Below are 18,486 nucleotides of genomic sequence, written 5' to 3'. Positions count from 1 at the left end.
CGCCAGGTCCTCCGTGGGGAGGACACCGGATCATCGCCAGGTCTTCGGACTCGCGGGAACGGGGTTCGTGTGAACGCCGCTCCTGCTCACCGCTGCGGGGCAGTCCCGGACTCACACCGGGTTCCCTGGAAGCCCTCACGCCCCATGGCGTGAAGACATCGATGACGGGGCGGGACTATGGCGGCCCCGAGGCAAAGTCAATGCGGCGCGGGCTCCGCGCGTCGGTCACGCATCAGCACGTAGCGCCGCGTGCTGCCATCCACGACGACGGTGGACACCACCCGCCAGCCCTCCCCGCCCAGGCGCTGGAGCTCCACGAGGTCCTCGTCCGGGCCCTCGCGCTTGAGGAAGGTGTACTCGTACGCGGGTGCCGGCGGAGGCGCGGGCGGAGGCGGAGGCGCTTCCTTCGGTGGCGCGGCCCGGGTGCGCGACGTCTGGGCCCAGACCGCCGAAGGCACGAGGAAGGTGGCGGCCGCGCCGAGCAGGACGCCCAGCAGCACGAGGAGGGAAGCGAGACGACGGTTCATGGAGGCACATCCGGGGGAGGGACAGCGCGCATGTAATGCCGCAACCCCCACCCCGGAAGCCTCGCGCGGCCCGGACACACCGTATGGGCGCGCGAGACCGCCGGGACCGTCCGCTGGAGAACGGCCCCGGTGCTCGCGGCGCGACTACGGCAACTGCACGCCGTTCACCACGGCGACGGCATCCAGGTCGAAGCCGCCGCTGGTGCCCGCGTAGCCGTTGGCGCCGGAGTCGCGGATGCGCACGAAGCGGGCGCGGGTGAGGCCCACGTCCGCCAGGTCGAAGCCGTCCCCGCCCGCCACGGCCGGGTCGGTGGGCGAGCTGCCATTGGCGGAGCTCGAGTACACGGGCGTGACGCCCGCGCAGCCCGGGTAGTTGTTCGCCGCGTCCGAGGACGCGCACGGGAACTCGTGCCAGCTGACGCCGTCGTCGCTGACGGCCACCACGCCCGTCTCCGCGAACGGATTGCCGCTGGGCTTGATGAACGCGTTCTCGAAGACGAGCAGGTCCACGCCCGGCCCGTCCGTCACCGCGATGTCGGTGAACTCCAGGACGATGACGCCGTTGAACCCGAGCGACAGCACGTCCAGCGAGCCAGACCCCGCGCCGGCCCCTTGCGGAGCGCCCAGCACGATGCCCGGCAACTGGGCCTGGCCGAACCCGGCGCCGGTGCCCGGCGAGAAGGACACGATGCGGTCCGCGAACGCATCGCCTACGAGTGGCTGTCCCCGGGCGGAGTCCTGCCAGTCCTCGCCACCGCACGCCACGGCCAGCAGCGCGGTGAAGCCCAGCGCGAACGACTTCTGAAGAAAGGTCGTCATGGGCGTCCTCACCGGGCCTGCGGGGCCTGCTGGATGCGCACCAGGCGCGTGCCGTTCTTGTCATCCACGCCGACGAGCAGGTCCGTGCCGAGGGAGGTCAGCCCGGTCACGCTCGTGCACTGGTCCACGTAGACGAGGACCGGCTGACGGGCGCCGATGGTCACGGTCGCTCCGGCATCCGTCACGGTGAAGGCGAAGCGCGAGATGTCCGTGCCGGCGAAGTTGTAGTTCGGAGGAACGTAGTCGCCGCGAAGCACCGACACGCCCTCGCCGTGGCCGGAGGCGGCGACGAAGTTGGAGCCCACGTCGAGCGCGGGCGCGGCCGCCACGTCGAACGGCGTGCCGGAGGTGAGCGCCTGGGCGATGGTCGCGGGGCCTACCGCGCGGCCCTCGTTGAGGAAGGTCTCGTCGGAGAAGTAGCCGAGCATCGCGACGCCGTTGGTGGACACGGCGGTGAAGCCACTGCCGCCCGTCTCCGGAGGCAGCGTGCCCACCTTCAGCGCGGTAAACGTGTCCGTCTTCAGCGCGTAGATGCCCAGGCCGGCAGACACCGTGCCGAGCCCGCCGCCGTTGACGAGGAACGCGCCCGGCACGACGCCCGCGGAGAAGTTGCTCGGGGCGGAGACGTAGGTGGGAGCGGACGGCGCGGCGCTGTCATACACGCCCACGGAGCCGGGGAAGCCCCCGCCGGACTTCGTGTAGCCGGTGAGGACGCGCTGGCCATCCGTCTCCACGAAGGGGCTGAGGAAGAGCGCGGCGGAGGGGCCCCGGTCGGAGGGAGCGGCCACGTCGAACAGCGGCGTCGCGCCCAGCGACACCTGGGGCCACGTGCCCAGTGAGTACAGCGCATGCGGGCCGACGTAGCCCTCCGACACCACCGTGTAGAGCGAATACGTGGGGCCAGGAGTCACGCCCACCGGACCCGCGGCCCCGGGCAGCGGCGCGGACTCACCCGCCACGAAGCCCGTCTGGAGCTGGAGCGTGCCCAGCTTCGGGTCGTACGTGGCGCTCGCGCACGGATCCGTTCCGGCGTCGGTGTCCGTGCCTGCATCCGTGTCCGTGCCTGCATCCGTGTCTGAACCGGCGTCGGTGGATGTACCTGCATCGGTGCCAGTGCCCGCGTCCGCCGCCGTGCCTGCATCACCGCCCGTGCCCGCGTCGGTGCCAGTGCCTGCGTCGGTGGTCGTCCCCGCATCCGTGCTCGTGCCCGCGTCTGTTCCCGCATCCACCGTCGAGCCCGCGTCGGTCGTCGTCCCCGCGTCCGTGCTCGTGCCGGCATCGCTCCCGGTGCCCGCATCAGGCACGGGGTTGGACGTCAGCTCGCAACGGTTCTCGACGCAGGCGTAGCGCTGTCCCTCGGCGGGGGTGCCCTGGTCGCGGCAGTCGAAATCATCGACGCACGCATCGCCGCAACCGGTGCTGCCCAGCGCCATCGCGAGGGTCGTCAGCACCCACGCGAAGCCCTGGAGTCCCCGCCCCGTCATCATCCGCTCTGTCTTCATCCGCGACTGCTCCCTTGCATCGCCCCCACGGGCGAGGTGAATCCAAGGGGCATGGACGGAGAGCGGACCGCGAACGAGGGACACGTCAGGACACGACACGCCGCGCGAGCGGAAGACCTCCGTCACCTCCCCTCGGAGGCTCCGGTCTGGCCATGCCCGGGGGCATGGGTCGTGGCAGGTCTTCGGACTCACAGGCGCGGGAAGCCCTCATCGGGTCACCCACCTACTGGCCGTCGCTTCCCAGCCCAATGAAGGGCCAGTGCTTGCGAGGACGGCGTTCGTTCCTGCTCACCGCTGCGGGGCAGTCCCGGATTCACACCGGGTTCCCTTTAAACGCCACATCGTGCGGATGCGGCGTACCAACGACGCGCGCTGGAGTATGGCGGACGGCAAGGCTTGTCAATGCAACGCTTCAAGGCACTGCGGTGATGTCGATGGCGTTGGACACCCCGCGCCGAGCATCCACCGGACATGCATCCAGCGCGGGGCCCTTCGCCTCCGGCGTGGAGTTGCCGCGCCGCTCGACGAGCCGGCCGTCGCGCACCTCCACCACGAACACGCGGCCCGCGTTCACGTCCGTGACGTACACGGCATTGCCCACCACCGCGAGCCGCCCGCCCACCGCGAGGTCACAGCCGTTCTCCGGCCCCCCGGTGCAGCCCGGCGACAGCGCATACGACGACACGGGCTTGTCATCCTTCACCAGCACCAGCCCCGTGGCGCGCACGGCCTTCGCGCGGTAGCCGCCCGCGGTGTCGAACACCGCCTCGCCCAGGCAGCTCACCACCAGCTGGTCGCCCACGGCCTGCACGTCGCCCGCGTTGAGGCAGTCCTTCGCGCCCAGGTCGATGGCCTTCACCCCGCCATCCGCCGGGTCGATGCGCGCGAGCATCCCGGGGCCATTGGGCAGGTAGTCATTCGCGGGGTTCAGGTTGGTGAGCGCCACGTACACTCCCGCGTCCACCGACACCGCCGCGTACGGCAGCGCCATCGTCGTCCCGCCGTCGAAGGACTTCAGGTCCAGGCCGGTGAGCGCGACGGTGTCCACGAGCCGGGGGTGCTCCGGGTCGCTCACGTTGACGCGAGCCACGGCATTGCCCTGCCGGAAGTCGGAGCCGGCCGTGCCGAACAGCGGGATGTAGAGCGTGTCGCCGCGCTTCGTGAGGACCTGCGGGCTGGTGTTCGCGCCCAGGTTCACCTGCCCCACCGTGCGCAATCCCAGCCCACCGCCCTGCGCGGCCCCTTCCCGCTTGAGCACCTGGAGCGTGTTGTTCACCGAGTCGAGGACATACACATACGGAGGGGCCACGAGGATGTCATTGGGCGAAGCGGCCACCGCGCCCAGCGAGTCCTCTTCCACCATCGTCCCCAGCGCACCCGCCGGAGCCTGCGACAACACGGAGCGCGCCGCGTCCGCCGCCAGCACTACGCCATCCCACGCCGCCAGCGCCTGCACGCCCGAGCCGAACTGCCGCCGGGGCCCCATCCGGTCCGTCCCCGCCTGGATGCCGACGAGCTGCCCGTTGGTGAAGCAGGCCGTCACCACGTCATACATGCACCGGCCCGCGTGGCAGGACTGCACGTCCGGGCACACCGCGCCGCAAGCGCCGCAGTTGAGCGGATCATTCGTGAGGACGACGCAGCTGTCCCCGCACCGCTCGGCACCGGCGGAGCAGCCCTCGCGGCAGGTGCCGGACTCACACACCTGGCCGGAAGGACACGCGGCGCCGCAAGCGCCACAATTCAGCGCATCACTCGCGAGCGCGACGCACGCATCACCACAGACGTCCGTGCCCGGCTGGCAGCCACACACGCCCGCCTGACACGTCTCCCCTGCCCCGCAGGCCGCGCCACACGCGCCGCAGTTCGAAGGGTCGCCCTGGAGGTCCACGCATTCCGCGCCGCAGACATTCAGGCCGGACGTGCACAGGACCTTCTCCTCCGGACAGCCGGTGAGGACCACCGCCGCCAGGACCGACAGCAGCAGCGCGAGCCGCGCATCAAGGAGGGGACGCGACATGGGAGGCCTCGGGGGGAGAAGGGTCGAGCGCCACGGAGAGCGTGACGTAGGCGGCGCGGCCGGGCAGCGGCATGCCGGTGTAGTCGGCGGTCCGCGCATCGAGCAGGTTCTTCACGTCGAACGACACGGTGAGGTCGGGCTTGTGCAGGAAGGTGCTGGAGGCCCCCACGCTCACCCAGGTGCGCGAAGGCAGGGACAGGCGCGCCTCACCGACGCGGTTGATCAACTGCGCGGACTGGACGAGCACCTCCGTGCGACCGTTGAGCCAGTCCGGTCCCACGCGCAGCCGCCCCACCCACTTGTGACGCGGCCGGTACGGCAGCTCCTTCCCGAAGTAGCGAGGGTCGCCGTAGCGGTTCTGCGTGCGGGTCCACGCATGGCTGCTGGTGGCGGTGAGCCACGCGCGAGGACGGACCTCCACCTCCATCTCCGCGCCCCACACGCGAGCGGCGGCGAAGTTGTAGGGCCTGGCCAGGTTGGGCGGGTAAAGCTCGTAGGCGATGAGGTTCTCGTACACCGCCGCGAAGCCGCCCGCGGTGACGCTCCACACGTCGTTGCGCCACAGGGCCGCGGCGTCCACGGACAGGGCGCGCTCGGGCTTGAGCTCCGGGTTGGGGAGCAGCAGGCCCTGACGGATGTAGAGCTCCAGGAACGACGGTGCGCGGTGGGACTGGCCCGCGTTCGCGCGCACGCCGAAGCCGTGGCCCAGGTCCACGCTCGCGCCCAGCTTGGGCGACAGGAGCGAGTAGTGCCCCACGCGCTCCACGCGCAGCGAAGGCACCAGCTTCAGGTGCTCGGAGAACAGGGACAGCTCGTCCATGGCCATGACGCTCGCGCGCCACCACGACGCGGCCTGGCCACCCACCGCCTGCGTGACCGACTCCGAAGACCCAGCCAGCGTGACCGCGAGCGCGTTGCGTCCCAGCACCGCGCGGCCCTCCACCTCCACGCCGCCCACGGTGTAGTGCTGCGCGCCGGAGTCCACGCCGGTGGTGCCGCCGGTGACGTCCAGCCAGTCGCGGCGGAAGAAGCCTCGAGCACTGCCCTCGCCCGTGTCGCCGAAGGGCCGTCCCCAGCGAGCGCCCAATGACAGGCGCGTCTGGTCCTGGCGGCGGGACACGGTGGGGTTCTGCACGGTGCCCGCGAGCGCGCGGTCCTCCAGGGACAGCTCCGCCAGCACGTCCACGCGTCCGCCACCGTCCAGGCCGTGCCGGTACTTCAGGAGCGCGCCGCCACCACGAGCGTCATTGCGGGTGCGCACCTCCTGCGTGAGCGGGTTGTCGTCCAACGCGGGCAGCTCGTCGACGCGGTAGCTGTAGTCCCCCTGCGAGCGGCCACCGTGCAGCAGCACCAGCGCCTGGCCGTCGAGCAGCGCGCCCGACGCGGCGACGTGGGCCATCACGGTCTCGAAGCTGCCGTAGGTGACCTCGCCGCTGGAGAGCAGCCGCGACGAAGGCGCGCGGGTGACGAGGTTGACCGCGCCGCCCAGCCCGCCCGCGCCGTAGCGGGCTCCGGCCGCGCCGCGGAGGATCTCCATGCGCTCCAGCAGCGCGACGGGGATGAGCGACAGGTCCGCGACGCCGCCCGCGCCGTTGAGCGGAATGCCATCCAGGAACACGAGCACGCCATTGGACGACGCGCCGCGCACCACGAGGCTCTTGCTCTGGCCGTAGCCGCCGGAGTCCTGCACCACGAGGCTCGCGGATCCGCCGAGCAGCTCCGCCGTGTCGCGTGCTTCCCCCGCGCGCTCACGGGCGTCGATGACGGTGATGGCGCCGGTGGGGTCACGGCGTTGGGCGGAGTCGACGGGAGTCCCGGGGACGTCCTTGCCGATGACCTCCACGGTGGGGAGGACGAACTCAGGGAGGGGCGGCTCGTCGGGCGCAGGAGGCTCGTGCCCGGCCTGGGCCCGTCCCTGGAAGCTGAGCACCAGACCGACGACGGTCCGGGCGAGAAGCGAGCGCCACATGCTCCGCCTTCCGCTCCCTCCGTCGAAGAGAGAAGGCTTGACGGCAGCACCGCTGCCGCACCCCTGGGCAGGTCTCCTGGCTGACAGGCTCCAGACGTGGGCGCACGCTGCGCCCTTCTGGAAGGAACCCTCCACCTTCCCTTCGCATCCGCTGACGCGAAAGTGGTGACAGCCGAGGCTTCCGGCCCTGGACCTCAGGGCAACCCGTTCACAGTGGCGGGACCGCGCCGGACTCGCACCGGCTTCCCTCTTGAAGGCCCGGCATGGGCACCCAAGGGCCCGGCCCTTCTAGGAGGTCACCCCAGGCCCGTCAAGGCGCGGGCCGTGCGCCGTAGCGCAGTCCGTCGATGAGCAGGTCGACCATTCTCCGGGTGTAGCCCGGGCCGACCTCCGAGACAGGAATGCAGAGACTCCCTATGCCCCGCAGGAGTTCGTACGCGTCGACGTCCTTGCGCACCTGACCCGCCGCGGCCGCCGCGCCGAGCAGCGACTGGAGCGCAGGCTCCAGGTGCTCCCGGAAATACGCCGGCACCGCCTGATACGCCGGATCCTGGGCATTGAGCGACGCGGCAAGCCCTCGCTTGGTGGCGATCAGGCTCGTGAATCGATGAAGCCACCGCGTCAGCGCTTCGAACGGCTCATGCTCGCGTGCCAGCACCTGGGCCTCGGCCGCGCATGCGTCGATTTCGCGCCGGTACACGGCGGCGATCAGATCAGCCCGCTGGGGAAAGTGCCGATACACCGTCGCGATGCCGACGCCCGCGCGACTCGCGATCTCGCGTACCGGCGCGTCGACTCCGGATTCGGCGAACACGGCCTTCGCCGCCTCGAGCAGCGCGTCGAGGTTGCGCTGGGCATCCGCTCTGTTGGTTTTCTTCATCGCCTTGACAAACGGAACAACGTTCCGCATATCTCCATTCAGACCGGAACAATGTTCCGTATAGCCCAGCCGTTGGACGAGAGGAAGCCATGACTCCCACCCACCGCACGACGCAACTCGGTAGGACAGGCCCGCAGGTGTTTCCCATTGCCCTCGGCTGCATGGGCATGTCCGGAGCGTACGGACCGTCCGATGAGAACGAGAGTGTCGCCACCCTCCGCGAGGCCATCGAGCGCGGCGTGACGCTGCTCGATACCGCCGACTTCTACGCCAGCGGGCACAACGAACTGCTCATTCGCCGCGCCATCGAGGGCCAGCGCGACAAGGTGCAGCTCTCGGTGAAGTTCGGAGCCATGCGGGGGCCGGACGGCGCCTTCGTGGGCTTCGACGGGCGCCCCTCGGCGGTGAAGAACTTCGTCACGTACAGCTTGCGGCGGCTCGGCGTCGACTACCTCGACGTCTATCGCCCCGCCCGGCTGGACCCGAACGTGCCGATCGAAGACACAGTGGGCGCGATCGCCGAGTTGGTGAAGGGCGGCTACGTGCGGAACATCGGGCTCTCCGAGGTGGGTGCCGAGACGATCCGCCGCGCGGCGAAGGTGCACCCCTTGAGCGACCTTCAAATCGAGTACGCGCTCATCACGCGCGAGCCGGAGAAGACCCTCTTCCCCACGCTCGCCGAGCTTGGCATGAGCGCGACCCTGTACGGCGTGCTCTCCCGCGGCCTGCTGACGGGAGCGAAGGCGGAAGGTGTCCGCCTGCACTACCCCCGCTTTGGTGGCGAGGCGGGCCAACGCAACGCAGCGGCCGTCGCGCGTTTCCACGCATACGCCGCGGAGCGCGGGATGACGCCCGCGCAGCTCTCCGTGGCGTGGGTGCTGGCGAAGCAACCGGCGCTCGTGCCCGTGGTCGGCGCACGCACGCGCAAACAGCTGCTCGACGTGCTCGGCGCGCTCGACAAGCCCCTGTCGTCCGACGACGTGGCCGCCGTCGAGGCCATCCTCCCCAAGGAGGCGATCGCCGGCACCCGCTACCCCGAGCAGCAGATGAAGCTGCTCGACAGCGAGCGCTGAGACTCTTTCCGGATGACGGCCAGACCGCCCAGGACTCGCACCGGCTTCCCTCTTGAAGGCCCGGCCTGGGCACCCAAGGGCACGGTCCTTCCAGGAGGTCACCCCAGGCCCGTCAAGGCGCGGGCCGTGTGACCTTGGAGCCCTTCACTTCCTCCCCTTGGGCTTCCGCTTCGGGCCTCGAGTCGCCGCGGCCGGCGTGCTCGAAGCTGCGTCCACATCGACCCCTGTCCTGATTTCGAGCCTTGCACGCGCGGACTCGATGGCACGGTGGAGGCGTTCCTGGAGGACCTCACGCGGAGGCAATTCAGTCAGGTACTCGGCGACATGGATTCCACGCGCGTCGAGGTCGAGGTATTCGACCGTCTCGCGCTTCTTGCCCGCGCATAGGATGATTCCGAGCGGAGCCTGCTTGGCAGGCTGGCGTTCGTGTCGATCGAGCCACCGCAGGTAGAGCTCCATCTGGCCGGAGTCCGCGGGCTTGAAGTCGCCGATCTTCAGTTCGATGGCGACGAGCCTTCGCATGCGCCGATGGAAGAAGAGCAGGTCGAGGTAGTAGTCGTCGCCGTCGAGAGTGATGCGCTTCTGACGTTCGACAAAGGCGAAGCCCACTCCGAGTTCGAGGAGGAAGCGCTCGATCTCGCGGAGGATGGCTGACTCGAGATCCTTCTCACTGTAGGTGTCGGAGAGCTCGAGGAAATCGAGCATGTATGGGTCTTGGAACACGAGCGTCGGCGTGAGTTCGCCCTTCTCGCGGAGCGCCGCGAGCTCCCCGCGAATGAACTCCTCCGGCTTCTTGGAGAGTGCCGTGCGCTCGAAGAGCATGCTGTCGATCTTCTGGCGCAGCTCGCGCGTGCTCCATCGCTCGACGCGGCACATCTCGGCGTAGAACTCGCGCTTTAGCGGGTCGCTGAGCGGAATCAGCAGGGTGAAGTGGGTCCACCCCAATTGTCGCAGCAGTGCTGCGACAATCTCCGCGTCGGGAAACACGGTGGCGAACTGCACCATCCGGCGCAGGTTCTTCTCGCCGAAGCCACGTCCGTAGCGGGCCTCCAATTGTCTCCCCACTGCGGAGACAATCTGGCCACCGTATTCCGCGCGCTGCCCACCCGTCACCTCGGTGAGGACGCGATGTCCTATTTGCCAGTACAGCGTCGTGAGCGTGGCGTTCGCGGTGACCGCGACCTGCTGGCGAGCCGCCTCGATCATTGAACTGAGGTCGTGGACGAGCATTGAAACCTCTTGGTCGCCGGGCGCGACAACAAGCAGTTCGCGCGAGCGTTCAGGCGTCCCTACGGTACTGCCTCCCCTCTTGCGCGACATCTTCATGGCGGTTCCTGGAAAGGTGTCGCGGTCAGAGGTCAAAGCCCCACTGCTCCAACGCCATGCAGCACCGGTGCCGCCGCGCCCGACTCGACCGGCCCCACTGCCTGATGCGAGCCCAGAAGCTCGGTGCGTTCTCGGCAGGCCACGTCTCTCACCGCGCAAGACACGCGCTGGAGCATCCACGCCCATCCCCGTGCGTGGACGCCGCGCGCACCGCCGCACGGTGCACTGACGCGACCTCAGAGGAGCACGCCGCTGGCACGCGGACTGCTCATGCCCCGACGCGACCTCAGGCGGTCGAGCCAGCGAGGTGCCCCGGCCGTGGTGGCGCGGGATTCTGAAGGGGGAAGCGTGTCGATGCTGATGGCGGGGAAGCGGTTGGCGGTGTTCTCCATCCGCGAGGGCAAGGGCGGAAGCATCTGGGTGCGCGCCGGCAGCGCGTTCGTGAACAAGGACGGTTCGCTCAACGTGCTGCTGGACGTGCTGCCCCTCGACGGGAAGCTGCACGTGCGCGAGGCGGCGGAGAAGCGCGACACGGCGGCGGGCGGACGCTTCGCGGGCGACGCGGGGACGGAGACGGGCGTGGGGGGCCACTCGTGAAGTGGGCCTGGGCGTGGGTGTTGGGCTGCGTGCTGATGGGAGCGGGGCGTGCGGAGGCCGCCAGCTCGCGCACGCAATACGTGGGGGTGGTCAACTTGAACGAAGCCACGGCGGCGGAGCTGGACCTGCTGCCGGGCGTGGGTGAGAAGGCGGCGCAGCGCATCCTCGAGCACCGCAAGAAGCGGCCCTTCGGTCGCGTCGAGGAGCTGGTCCGGGTCAAGGGCTTCGGCAAGAAGAAGTTCCTCAAGCTGAGGGCCCACCTGGCCCTCAGCGGCCCCACGACGCTCAAGGTGGAGCAGGTCCCCGCCGGGTCGCCGCCGGGAAGGGAGGGAAGCGTCACGAACCCATGAAATCCACGGTTTGAGTCAGGCTCATGAGGGTCCCCCCCGGGCTCCGGCATGCCCGGGGGGCGGCCCTTGTCGCCGCCTTCCAAGGCCTCCGGGCGGGCGTCCCCGTCCAGCCGCGAGCACCCCTTCCGGATTTTGCTGGAACCCACAGGCCGACGCGGTAGGACACGCCCAACCTTTGGAACACATCGGAAAGACAGGGAGGCCGGAGTTGAAGGAGGATGCGCCCATGAAGGACACACACGCCCCGGAGTCGATGGCAGGCCCGGAGGGCAGCAAGTCCCGGGGATCGCACCAGCAGCTGGGCGAGGTGCTGGAGTTCATGCGCCTCCTGTGGGCCGTGGACCATGGCCTGCAGTCCACGTCCAAGCGGATGGAGTCCACGCTGGGGCTCACCGGCCCGCAGCGGCTGGTCATCCGGCTGGTCGGGCGCTTCCCGGGCATCACCGCCGGCACGCTCGCCAACATCCTCCACGTGCACCCCAGCACCCTCACGGGGGTGCTCAAGCGCCTGGAGAAGCGAGGCCTGCTGGAGCGCAAGTCGGATCCGCTCGACGGCCGCAAGGCCCTCTTCGCGCTCACCGACACCGGCCGCGCGCTGGACATCCCGTCCGAGGGCACCGTCGAGTCCGCCGTGCAGCGCGTGCTCGCCCGCATGCCCCGCGACCGCATCGTCTTCACCCAGGAAGTGCTCACCGCGCTCGCCGAGGAGCTGGGCGGCCTCTCCGCCCCCATGGAGGACGCCGCGGCCGCCCCCCGCTCCCCTCCTTCCGCCGAGGGCTGAGCGCGCCGCCCTGCCCTCCCACCGTCCCCAGCGGGCGGGGAGGGCGCGGGTCCCCCTTCCGCGTTGTCCCCAGAACCCTGCCGTCCGCCCCTCCTTCCTGCGGCGGACACAGGCCGTCCCCTTCCGCCTTCCGCCCCGGCGATGCACGCGCGAAGACGGCGGGAGTGCGTCACAATTGGGAAATAGCCCGCCCCGCCCGGGGTTGGCTCGCGACCGACGAGCGGACAAGCCAGCGTGAACCTCGAGACACCGCAGAGCCCAGGCCCCGAGCTGCCGCCCCCGCCTCCTCCCCCGGCCCCGCCTCCCCAGGCCCGGCGCGAAGCGCGCTCCGGGGGCGTGGCGGAGCTGCTCGCCCAGGTGCGCGCCCGTCAGCGCCGCCAGCTCTGGGCCCAGGGCGTCCTGCTGGGCGCCGTCGCGGCCCTCGTGCTGCTGTTCGCCACGGGCCTGCTGGGACGGGTGGCGCCGGGGTTCGCCCAGGGGCTCCTGTGGCTCGCGGTGCCGGTGGGCGCGGCGGTGGCGGGCTTGTTCGGCGTCGTGCTCGCGCGCCGGCAGGTGGGCGACGACCTGCTCACCGCCCGGCTCGTGGGCCAGCGCCGCCCGGAGCTGTCGCTGGACGTGCTCGCCGCGGTGGAGCTGTCGCGCGAGCGCCGGGAGGAGGCCGGCTGGTCCCCCCAGCTCGCGGACGCGTTCCTGCGGCAGATGGACGAGCGGGCCCGCACGGTGGACCCCGGGCTCGTGGTGGACCGCCAGCCGCTGCGCCGCGTGGCCATGGCGTGCGGCGGCGCGGTGCTGCTGCTCGCGGTGCTGCTGTTCTTCGTGGGCGGCCGGTGGGCCGCGGGCTGGAAGCACCTGCGGGAGCAGGCCGCGCGGCCGGAGACCGCCGCGCAGGTGGAGCCCATCACCGGCGACATCGAGCTGACGTACCGCTACCCCGCGTACACCGGCCTCGCGCCGCGCACCGTGCCGGGCACCAACGGCGAGGTCAGCGCCCCCGCCGGCACCGAGGTCGCGCTGAAGACGCGCTCGGACCGCCCCATCGAGCGCGCGGAGGTCGTCGTCAACGACCAGACGCTGCCCCTCACCGTCACCGGCGGCCGGGAGCTCACCGGCAGCTTCGTCGCGAAGCAGGGCGGCCACTACCACTTCGTCTTCTACGGCGCGCGCGCGAAGCCGCTCGCGGTGGGCCCGGACATCCCCCTCACCGTGGAGGCGGACAAGTCCCCCCAGGTGACGCTGCTCACGCCGTCCACGGAGATCGAGGTCGACCCCGGCCAGACGGTGACGCTCAAGTACGAGGCCACCGACGACTACGGCCTGTCCGGCCTCGCGCTGGTGTTCCGCATGCCCGGCGCCAAGCAGGAGACGCGCGTGAACCTGCCGCGCGAGGACAGCCGCCGCAGCCGGGGCACCTTCAACTGGAACCTGGGCCCGCTCAAGCCCGCCCCCGGCGACCGCATCACCTACTACGTGGAGGCGAAGGACAACGACGCGGTGGAGGGCCCCAAGAAGGGCGTCAGCCGCACCCAGACCCTGCGCGTCTACAGCGCCGCCGAGCACCGCCGCGCCGCTCTGGAGAAGGCCGAAGCGCTGTGGGGCCGGCTCGTGGACCACCTGGCGGACCGCCTGGAGGGGCCCGACCGCGCGAAGCAGAAGGACGCGCAGGCGGTGGAGGCCGCGAAGTCCGTGGACACGGGCGGCCAGCAGCTCGCGGACGACTTCCGCGCCCAGGGCTCCGAGCTGTCGCGCGAGAAGGACGTGCCCAAGGAGATCATCTCCGCGCTCTTGAACATCGGCGGGGAGCTCAAGCGCAGCGTGGGCACCACCTCCGACTTCCGCCGCCTGTACCTGCGCACCCAGCGCGCGCGCGGCGAGGACTGGGGCACCGGCACCCGGCTCACCGCCGTGGTGGAGGACGAAATCGAGGGCCTGGAGCGCGACATCCTCTACCTGGAGTCGCTGCTGGACCGGCAGAAGCTGGAGGCGCTCCAGGAGCTGACGAAGCAACTGGCCAACGAGCGCCGCGACCTGTCGCGCCTCATCGAACAGTTCAAGGCCAACCCGGACGAGGCCGCGCGCGAGCAGGTGATGCAGCAGATCCAGCAGCTCAAGTCGCGCATCCAGGAGTTGATGCAGCGCATGGCGGAGCTGCGCAAGGGCATCCGCGACGAGCACCTCAACGCCGAGGCGCTGTCGGAGATGATGGAGCAGGAGGACATGCAGGGCGCCATGGATGAAGTGGAGCGCCTGATGCAGGAGGGCAAGGCGGACGAGGCCCTGGCGAAGCTCCAGGAGCTGGGCATGCAGATGGACGAGATGCTCGACTCCATGGACAAGTCCCAGGAGGACTTCGGCGCGGAGCAGTACCCGGAGCTGGCGGAGAAGTTCGGCAAGTTCATGGACGACCTGCAGGGCACCATGGACGAGCAGCAGAAGGTCGCCGAGCAGACGCGCGCCCTGCGCGACCAGGCCCGCGGCCAGAACCGCGACCGGCTCAAGGAGAAGGGCCAGGCCCTCAAGGACGAGCTCGCGCGCAAGGTGCAGCAGGTGCAGGAGCACTACCAGAAGCTCGACCCGGGTCGTCTCAACAGCCGCGCGGCCCGCCCGCTGGAGGAGGCCCAGTCCGAGCTGCGCAACGTGGAGAACGCGCTCAAGGTGGACGACTTCGACCTGGCCGCCGAGTCCGCCGCCCGCGCGGAGGACGCCGCGCGCCAGCTGTCCAGCATGGGCGAGCAGCAGCGCCAGCTGGACGAGATGTTCGGCAACCCGCCGGAGGTGCGTCAGCAGTCCGCGAAGCTCGCGGAGCAGCTCAAGAAGGACGCGCGCGACGTGTCGGACGTGAGCCAGCAACTCCAGAGCCTCTTCCCGCCGCCGGGCTCGCAGCTGTCGCAGCAGGAGAAGCAGCAGCTCCAGCAGCTGGGCCAGCGCCAGCAGCAGCTGGAGCAGCGCGCGCAGGGCCTGCGCCAGCAGATGGAGGACATGGAGCAGACGGCGCCGCTGTTCGGGGAGGAGGCCGGCCAGCAGATGGATGAGATTGGCCAGCGCATGGGCGAGGCGTCCCAGCGCATGCAGGGCAAGGACCCCGGCCGCGGCTACGGCGAACAGCAGGCCGCCATGGAGGGCCTCAAGCGCTTCCAGCAGCAGATGAAGCAGAGCCAGCAGGGCCGCAAGGGCGGCCGCGGGCTGCCCATGCCCATGGGCTCCGGCCGCCAGCAGGAGGGCAACGGCCGCAACCCGCAGGACAAGGTGGAGCTGCCGGATGAAGACGCCTTCCAGGCGCCTCGCGAGTTCCGCAAGGACCTGCTGGACGCGATGAAGCAGGGCGCGCCGGAGAAGTACCGCGAGCAGGTGAAGCGCTACTACGAGGAGCTGGTGAAGTGAGCCGCCGCACGCACGCGTCCATCCCCTGCCTGGGCGTCCTGTGCGCCCTCCTCCTCGCCGTCCCCACGGCCTTCGCGCAGCCGCCCGACGCCGCCCTCAAGGAAGAGGTGAAGCAGCGGCTGGGCAAGGTGGAGCAGTCCCTGGACGACTGGGACGTGGGCACCGCCCGGCGCGAGCTGGCCGAGGTCGAGAAGCGCGTGCCGTCCGAACTGGAGCCCCTGAAGTACTTCCAGGGGCGCGTGGCCTTCGAGGAGGGCCAGTACGAGGACGCGGTGACGCTGCTGGAGGCGGCCAACATCGAGGACAAGCCGGGCAGCTACCTGCGGCTCGCGAAGGACACGCGCGCCATCGTCAAGGGACACCAGCGCGCGGAGAGCGAGCACTTCATCTTCTTCTACCCGAAGGGCAAGGAAGAGGTGCTGGTGCCCTACGCGCTGGAGACGCTGGAGTCCATCCACCGCGCGCTGTCGGAGGACCTGGGCTGGACGCCGCCGGGCAAGGTGCGCGTGGAGGTGGTGAACAACGCGCGCGAGCTGTCCCGCGTCAGCACCCTGACGGAGAAGCAGATCCGCACCACCGGCACCATCGCCATCTGCAAGTTCAACAAGCTGATGGTCACGAGCCCCAAGGCCGTGGCGCAGGGCTACGACTGGCAGGACACGCTGGCGCACGAGTACGTGCACCTGGTGGTCAGCCAGCTGTCCCACAACACCGTGCCCATCTGGCTGCACGAGGGCCTGGCCAAGTTCCTGGAGTCGCGCTGGCGCGGCAAGGGCGGCCTGGCCATGACGCCCTCCACGCAGGCCCTCTTGGGCAAGCGCGTGAAGGAGGACAAGCTCATCCCCTTCGAGAAGATGCACCCCTCCATCGCCATGCTGCCCACGGCGGAGGACGCGGCCACCGCGTTCGCGGAGGTGTTCTACGCCATCGACTACATCCACGGCACCAAGGGCACCGCGGGCCTGCGCACCCTCTTGCAGGAATTGAAGGCGGGCCAGCCGGACAAGAAGGCGGTGGAGGCGGCCACGGGCATGCCCTTCCCCCTCTTCGAGAAGACGTGGCTGTCCTACGTGAAGAAGCAGCCCTTCCCCCAGGAGCTGGTGCCGCGCGACGACCGCGTGGTGCTCAAGGAGGACGCCAAAGGAGAGAAGAAGGACAGCGAGAAGAAGGGGCGGGAGATCTCCTTCGGCGGCTTCGCCGAGGTGACGGAGGTCCCCGCGCGCAAGTTCGCGCACCTGGGCGAGGTGCTGCGCGAGCGCAACCGCGTGAAGGCCGCCGCGGAGGAGTACGCGCGGGCGCACAAGCTGGTGGGCGACAAGTACGAGTCCGTCTCCAACAAGTTCGCGCTCGCGCTCCTGGAGCTGCGCCGGCTGGATGAGGCGGAGTCCGTGCTGCGCGGCTCCTTGCGCATGCACCCGGGTTCGCCCTCCACCAACGTGCACCTGGGCCGCATCCTGCTGTTCCGCAAGGACTACCCGAAGGCGAAGACGGCGTACCTGGAGGCGCTGGCCTCCGACCCGTTCGACCCGGAAATCCACGTGGCCCTCACGCGCATCCACGGCGCGCTGGGGGAGACGGCGCTCGCGTCGCGCACGCGCGTGGCCGCCGCCAACCTCACGGGCCTCAAGCCCGACGACGTGGACCGCGCCGCCCAGGCCTTCCTGCGCGCGGAGGACGAGCTGTCGGAGACGAAGAACGTCCCCGCCGGCACGCCCGACGCGCCGAAGTCCGCTCCGCCGCGGAAGGACGCGCCGAAACCTTCCCCGGCGCCGCTCCCCGCGAAGTAGCCCCCCTCCCCGGCTGCCAGCCAGCCGGGGCCATGCCTCCGTTTCCTCCCCGCCCTCCCGGGATGCCTAGCTTTTCGGGCACGAGGAGGACGACGGGATGGCGTTCCCAGACAGTCGTGTGGTGCTGAACGTGCGCGCCCGGTCCCGGGGGCAGTGGCGCTGTCCACTGGCGCACCCGACCGCGAACGCAACGTGAATTGGCACACGTCCGCCTCCCCACCCGCTGGGTTCGCCGTGGCGCCCTGCTCCAAGGTGCGCCGCGCGGACCCGGGAGCCCCCGGTCCACCGACTTTGTCCCGCCTCACTTCCGAGGCCCTGAAAAGGAGCAGCACCCAATGAAGCGCACCCTGCACGGAGTCACCCTCGCCGCGGTCCTCTTCACCGGCGGTGTCTCGCTGGCCCAGAGCGCCGCGCCCACCACGCCCGCCACGAAGCCCGCCCCCGCCGCCAAGGGCATGGCCGAGTTCAAGGGCTTCATGGCCCCCACGGACCCGAAGGCCTTCCTGGAGCGCCTGCACTACGTCAACCAGTCGGAGATCAAGCAGGCCGAGCTCGCGCAGAAGAGCTCGGAGAACCCGGACGTGAAGAGCTACGCGAAGATGATGATTGATTCGCACACGGCCGCGGACAAGCAGGTCATGGACTTTGCGAAGACGCAGAACCTGAAGCTGGCGGAGATGCCCAAGGCCACCAACGACATGGAGAAGAAAGCCATGGCCGCCGACAAGGCGCTCATGGACAAGCTCCAGACCCTCAAGGGCATGCCGTTCGACTCGTGTTACATGTCCAACCAGGTGGGCGCCCATGACGCGGCCATCGGCATGGTGATGGCGGCGAAGCAGGGCATGACCTCCGCCCCCGCCGAGATGACCACCATGCTGACCCAGCTCAGCCAGGAGCTGCCCAAGCACCGCGACATGGCCTACCAGGCGCTGGGCAAGCTGGACGACGCCATGGGCGTGGGCGGCGCCGGCATGCAGGGCGGCTCCATGGACCACGGCTCCATGAACCACGGCTCCATGGGCGGCTCCACGGGCACCATGGGCGGCTCCACGGGTGGCACCACGGGCGATACGACGAAGACGAAGTAATCCAGTTTCGCTGAAGACCGGGACGCCTCCTGGGAAGTGCATTCCCGGGAGGCGTCTTCGTCTGCATACTGCCGCGCCATGTCACGACTGATTGCCCTGGCCTCCTGTGTCTCCGTGCTGCTGCTCACCGGCTGTTCCAACAACGCGGACGCCATCTGCGACAAACGCAAGGAGTGCTTCGAAGCCGACCTGGATACCGGCAAGTGCGCCGACAAGATTGGCGCCTGGGAGGACGAGAAGGAGAGCGAGCAGGACGACCGCCGCGCGCGCACCGCGGAGTGCGCGGAGTGCATCTCCGACCGCACCTGCTCGGAGGTCCTCGCCAGCTGCATCGACGACTGCTTCGGCATCCCCTGAGGCGCCGGTGAAGCCCCGGGGCCAGAAGC

General features: G+C 70.2%; 15 protein-coding genes and 3 riboswitches. Of the genes, 8 read left to right on the top strand and 7 right to left on the bottom strand.

Translation table 11 applies throughout. From position 1 onward, the window contains the following. Window positions 1-18: 18 nt before the first annotated feature. Window positions 19-178: riboswitch (cobalamin riboswitch) on the bottom strand. Window positions 179-197: 19 nt separating this feature from the next. The 6 genes from AABA78_RS11670 to AABA78_RS11645 form a co-directional block, all read right to left on the bottom strand. After that, the gene (locus AABA78_RS11670) at window positions 198-527 is read right to left on the bottom strand and encodes a hypothetical protein (RefSeq protein ID WP_338263039.1); all 330 of its coding nucleotides are present in this window, start codon (window positions 525-527) and stop codon (window positions 198-200) included. 144 nt (window positions 528-671) lie between these two features. Continuing rightward, entirely contained in the window at window positions 672-1,346 is a 675-nt protein-coding gene (locus AABA78_RS11665) for a cell surface protein (RefSeq protein WP_338263038.1), read from the bottom strand. 8 nt (window positions 1,347-1,354) lie between these two features. Further along, window positions 1,355-2,848: a hypothetical protein gene (locus AABA78_RS11660; protein WP_338263037.1), complete on the bottom strand. Its 1,494-nt coding sequence runs from the start codon at window positions 2,846-2,848 to the stop codon at window positions 1,355-1,357. Between the two features lie 156 nt (window positions 2,849-3,004). Further along, a riboswitch (cobalamin riboswitch) is annotated at window positions 3,005-3,228 on the bottom strand. Window positions 3,229-3,260: 32 nt separating this feature from the next. Beyond that, window positions 3,261-4,868, bottom strand: a complete 1,608-nt coding sequence (locus AABA78_RS11655; RefSeq protein ID WP_338263036.1) for an MXAN_6577-like cysteine-rich protein — start codon at window positions 4,866-4,868, stop codon at window positions 3,261-3,263. Continuing rightward, window positions 4,849-6,837: a TonB-dependent receptor plug domain-containing protein gene (locus tag AABA78_RS11650; protein WP_338263035.1), complete on the bottom strand. Its 1,989-nt coding sequence runs from the start codon at window positions 6,835-6,837 to the stop codon at window positions 4,849-4,851. The genes AABA78_RS11655 and AABA78_RS11650 overlap by 20 nt, the downstream gene beginning before the upstream one ends. Before the next feature lie 49 nt (window positions 6,838-6,886). After that, a riboswitch (cobalamin riboswitch) is annotated at window positions 6,887-7,127 on the bottom strand. A gap of 20 nt (window positions 7,128-7,147) precedes the next feature. Then, window positions 7,148-7,747, bottom strand: coding sequence for a TetR/AcrR family transcriptional regulator (locus AABA78_RS11645; RefSeq protein ID WP_338263034.1), 600 nt, complete (start codon window positions 7,745-7,747; stop codon window positions 7,148-7,150). A gap of 59 nt (window positions 7,748-7,806) precedes the next feature. On the opposite strand from AABA78_RS11645, the gene AABA78_RS11640 reads away from it, so the two are divergent. Then, window positions 7,807-8,790, top strand: coding sequence for an aldo/keto reductase (locus AABA78_RS11640; RefSeq protein ID WP_338263033.1), 984 nt, complete (start codon window positions 7,807-7,809; stop codon window positions 8,788-8,790). Window positions 8,791-8,934: 144 nt separating this feature from the next. Here the strand turns inward: AABA78_RS11640 and AABA78_RS11635 are convergent, their stop codons facing one another. Further along, window positions 8,935-10,116: a PDDEXK nuclease domain-containing protein gene (locus AABA78_RS11635; RefSeq protein ID WP_338263032.1), complete on the bottom strand. Its 1,182-nt coding sequence runs from the start codon at window positions 10,114-10,116 to the stop codon at window positions 8,935-8,937. 354 nt (window positions 10,117-10,470) lie between these two features. Between AABA78_RS11635 and AABA78_RS11630 the strand changes: the two genes are divergently transcribed. The 7 genes from AABA78_RS11630 (at window position 10,471) to AABA78_RS11600 (ending at window position 18,457) form a co-directional block, all read left to right on the top strand. After that, window positions 10,471-10,713, top strand: a complete 243-nt coding sequence (locus tag AABA78_RS11630) for a hypothetical protein (RefSeq protein WP_171418415.1) — start codon at window positions 10,471-10,473, stop codon at window positions 10,711-10,713. Between the two features lie 35 nt (window positions 10,714-10,748). After that, window positions 10,749-11,063, top strand: a complete 315-nt coding sequence (locus tag AABA78_RS11625; protein WP_216623169.1) for a ComEA family DNA-binding protein — start codon at window positions 10,749-10,751, stop codon at window positions 11,061-11,063. A gap of 253 nt (window positions 11,064-11,316) precedes the next feature. Continuing rightward, window positions 11,317-11,844 carry a MarR family winged helix-turn-helix transcriptional regulator gene (locus AABA78_RS11620; protein WP_338263590.1) on the top strand — a complete coding sequence of 176 codons (528 nt, stop codon included), beginning with the start codon at window positions 11,317-11,319 and terminating at the stop codon, window positions 11,842-11,844. A gap of 234 nt (window positions 11,845-12,078) precedes the next feature. After that, window positions 12,079-15,222, top strand: coding sequence for a DUF4175 family protein (locus AABA78_RS11615; RefSeq protein WP_338263031.1), 3,144 nt, complete (start codon window positions 12,079-12,081; stop codon window positions 15,220-15,222). Then, window positions 15,219-17,009, top strand: a complete 1,791-nt coding sequence (locus tag AABA78_RS11610) for a peptidase MA family metallohydrolase (protein WP_370469452.1) — start codon at window positions 15,219-15,221, stop codon at window positions 17,007-17,009. The genes AABA78_RS11615 and AABA78_RS11610 overlap by 4 nt, the downstream gene beginning before the upstream one ends. A 335-nt stretch (window positions 17,010-17,344) precedes the next feature. After that, complete coding sequence (locus AABA78_RS11605) at window positions 17,345-18,100, top strand: DUF4142 domain-containing protein (RefSeq protein ID WP_338263030.1); 756 nt, start codon at window positions 17,345-17,347, stop codon at window positions 18,098-18,100. A 78-nt stretch (window positions 18,101-18,178) separates the two neighbouring features. Further along, complete coding sequence (locus AABA78_RS11600) at window positions 18,179-18,457, top strand: hypothetical protein (RefSeq protein WP_171438469.1); 279 nt, start codon at window positions 18,179-18,181, stop codon at window positions 18,455-18,457. Window positions 18,458-18,486: the final 29 nt, after the last annotated feature.

This window comes from Corallococcus caeni (genome assembly GCF_036245865.1).
GTDB lineage: Bacteria > Myxococcota > Myxococcia > Myxococcales > Myxococcaceae > Corallococcus > Corallococcus caeni.
This window is presented reverse-complemented; position numbering and strand designations above follow the sequence as displayed.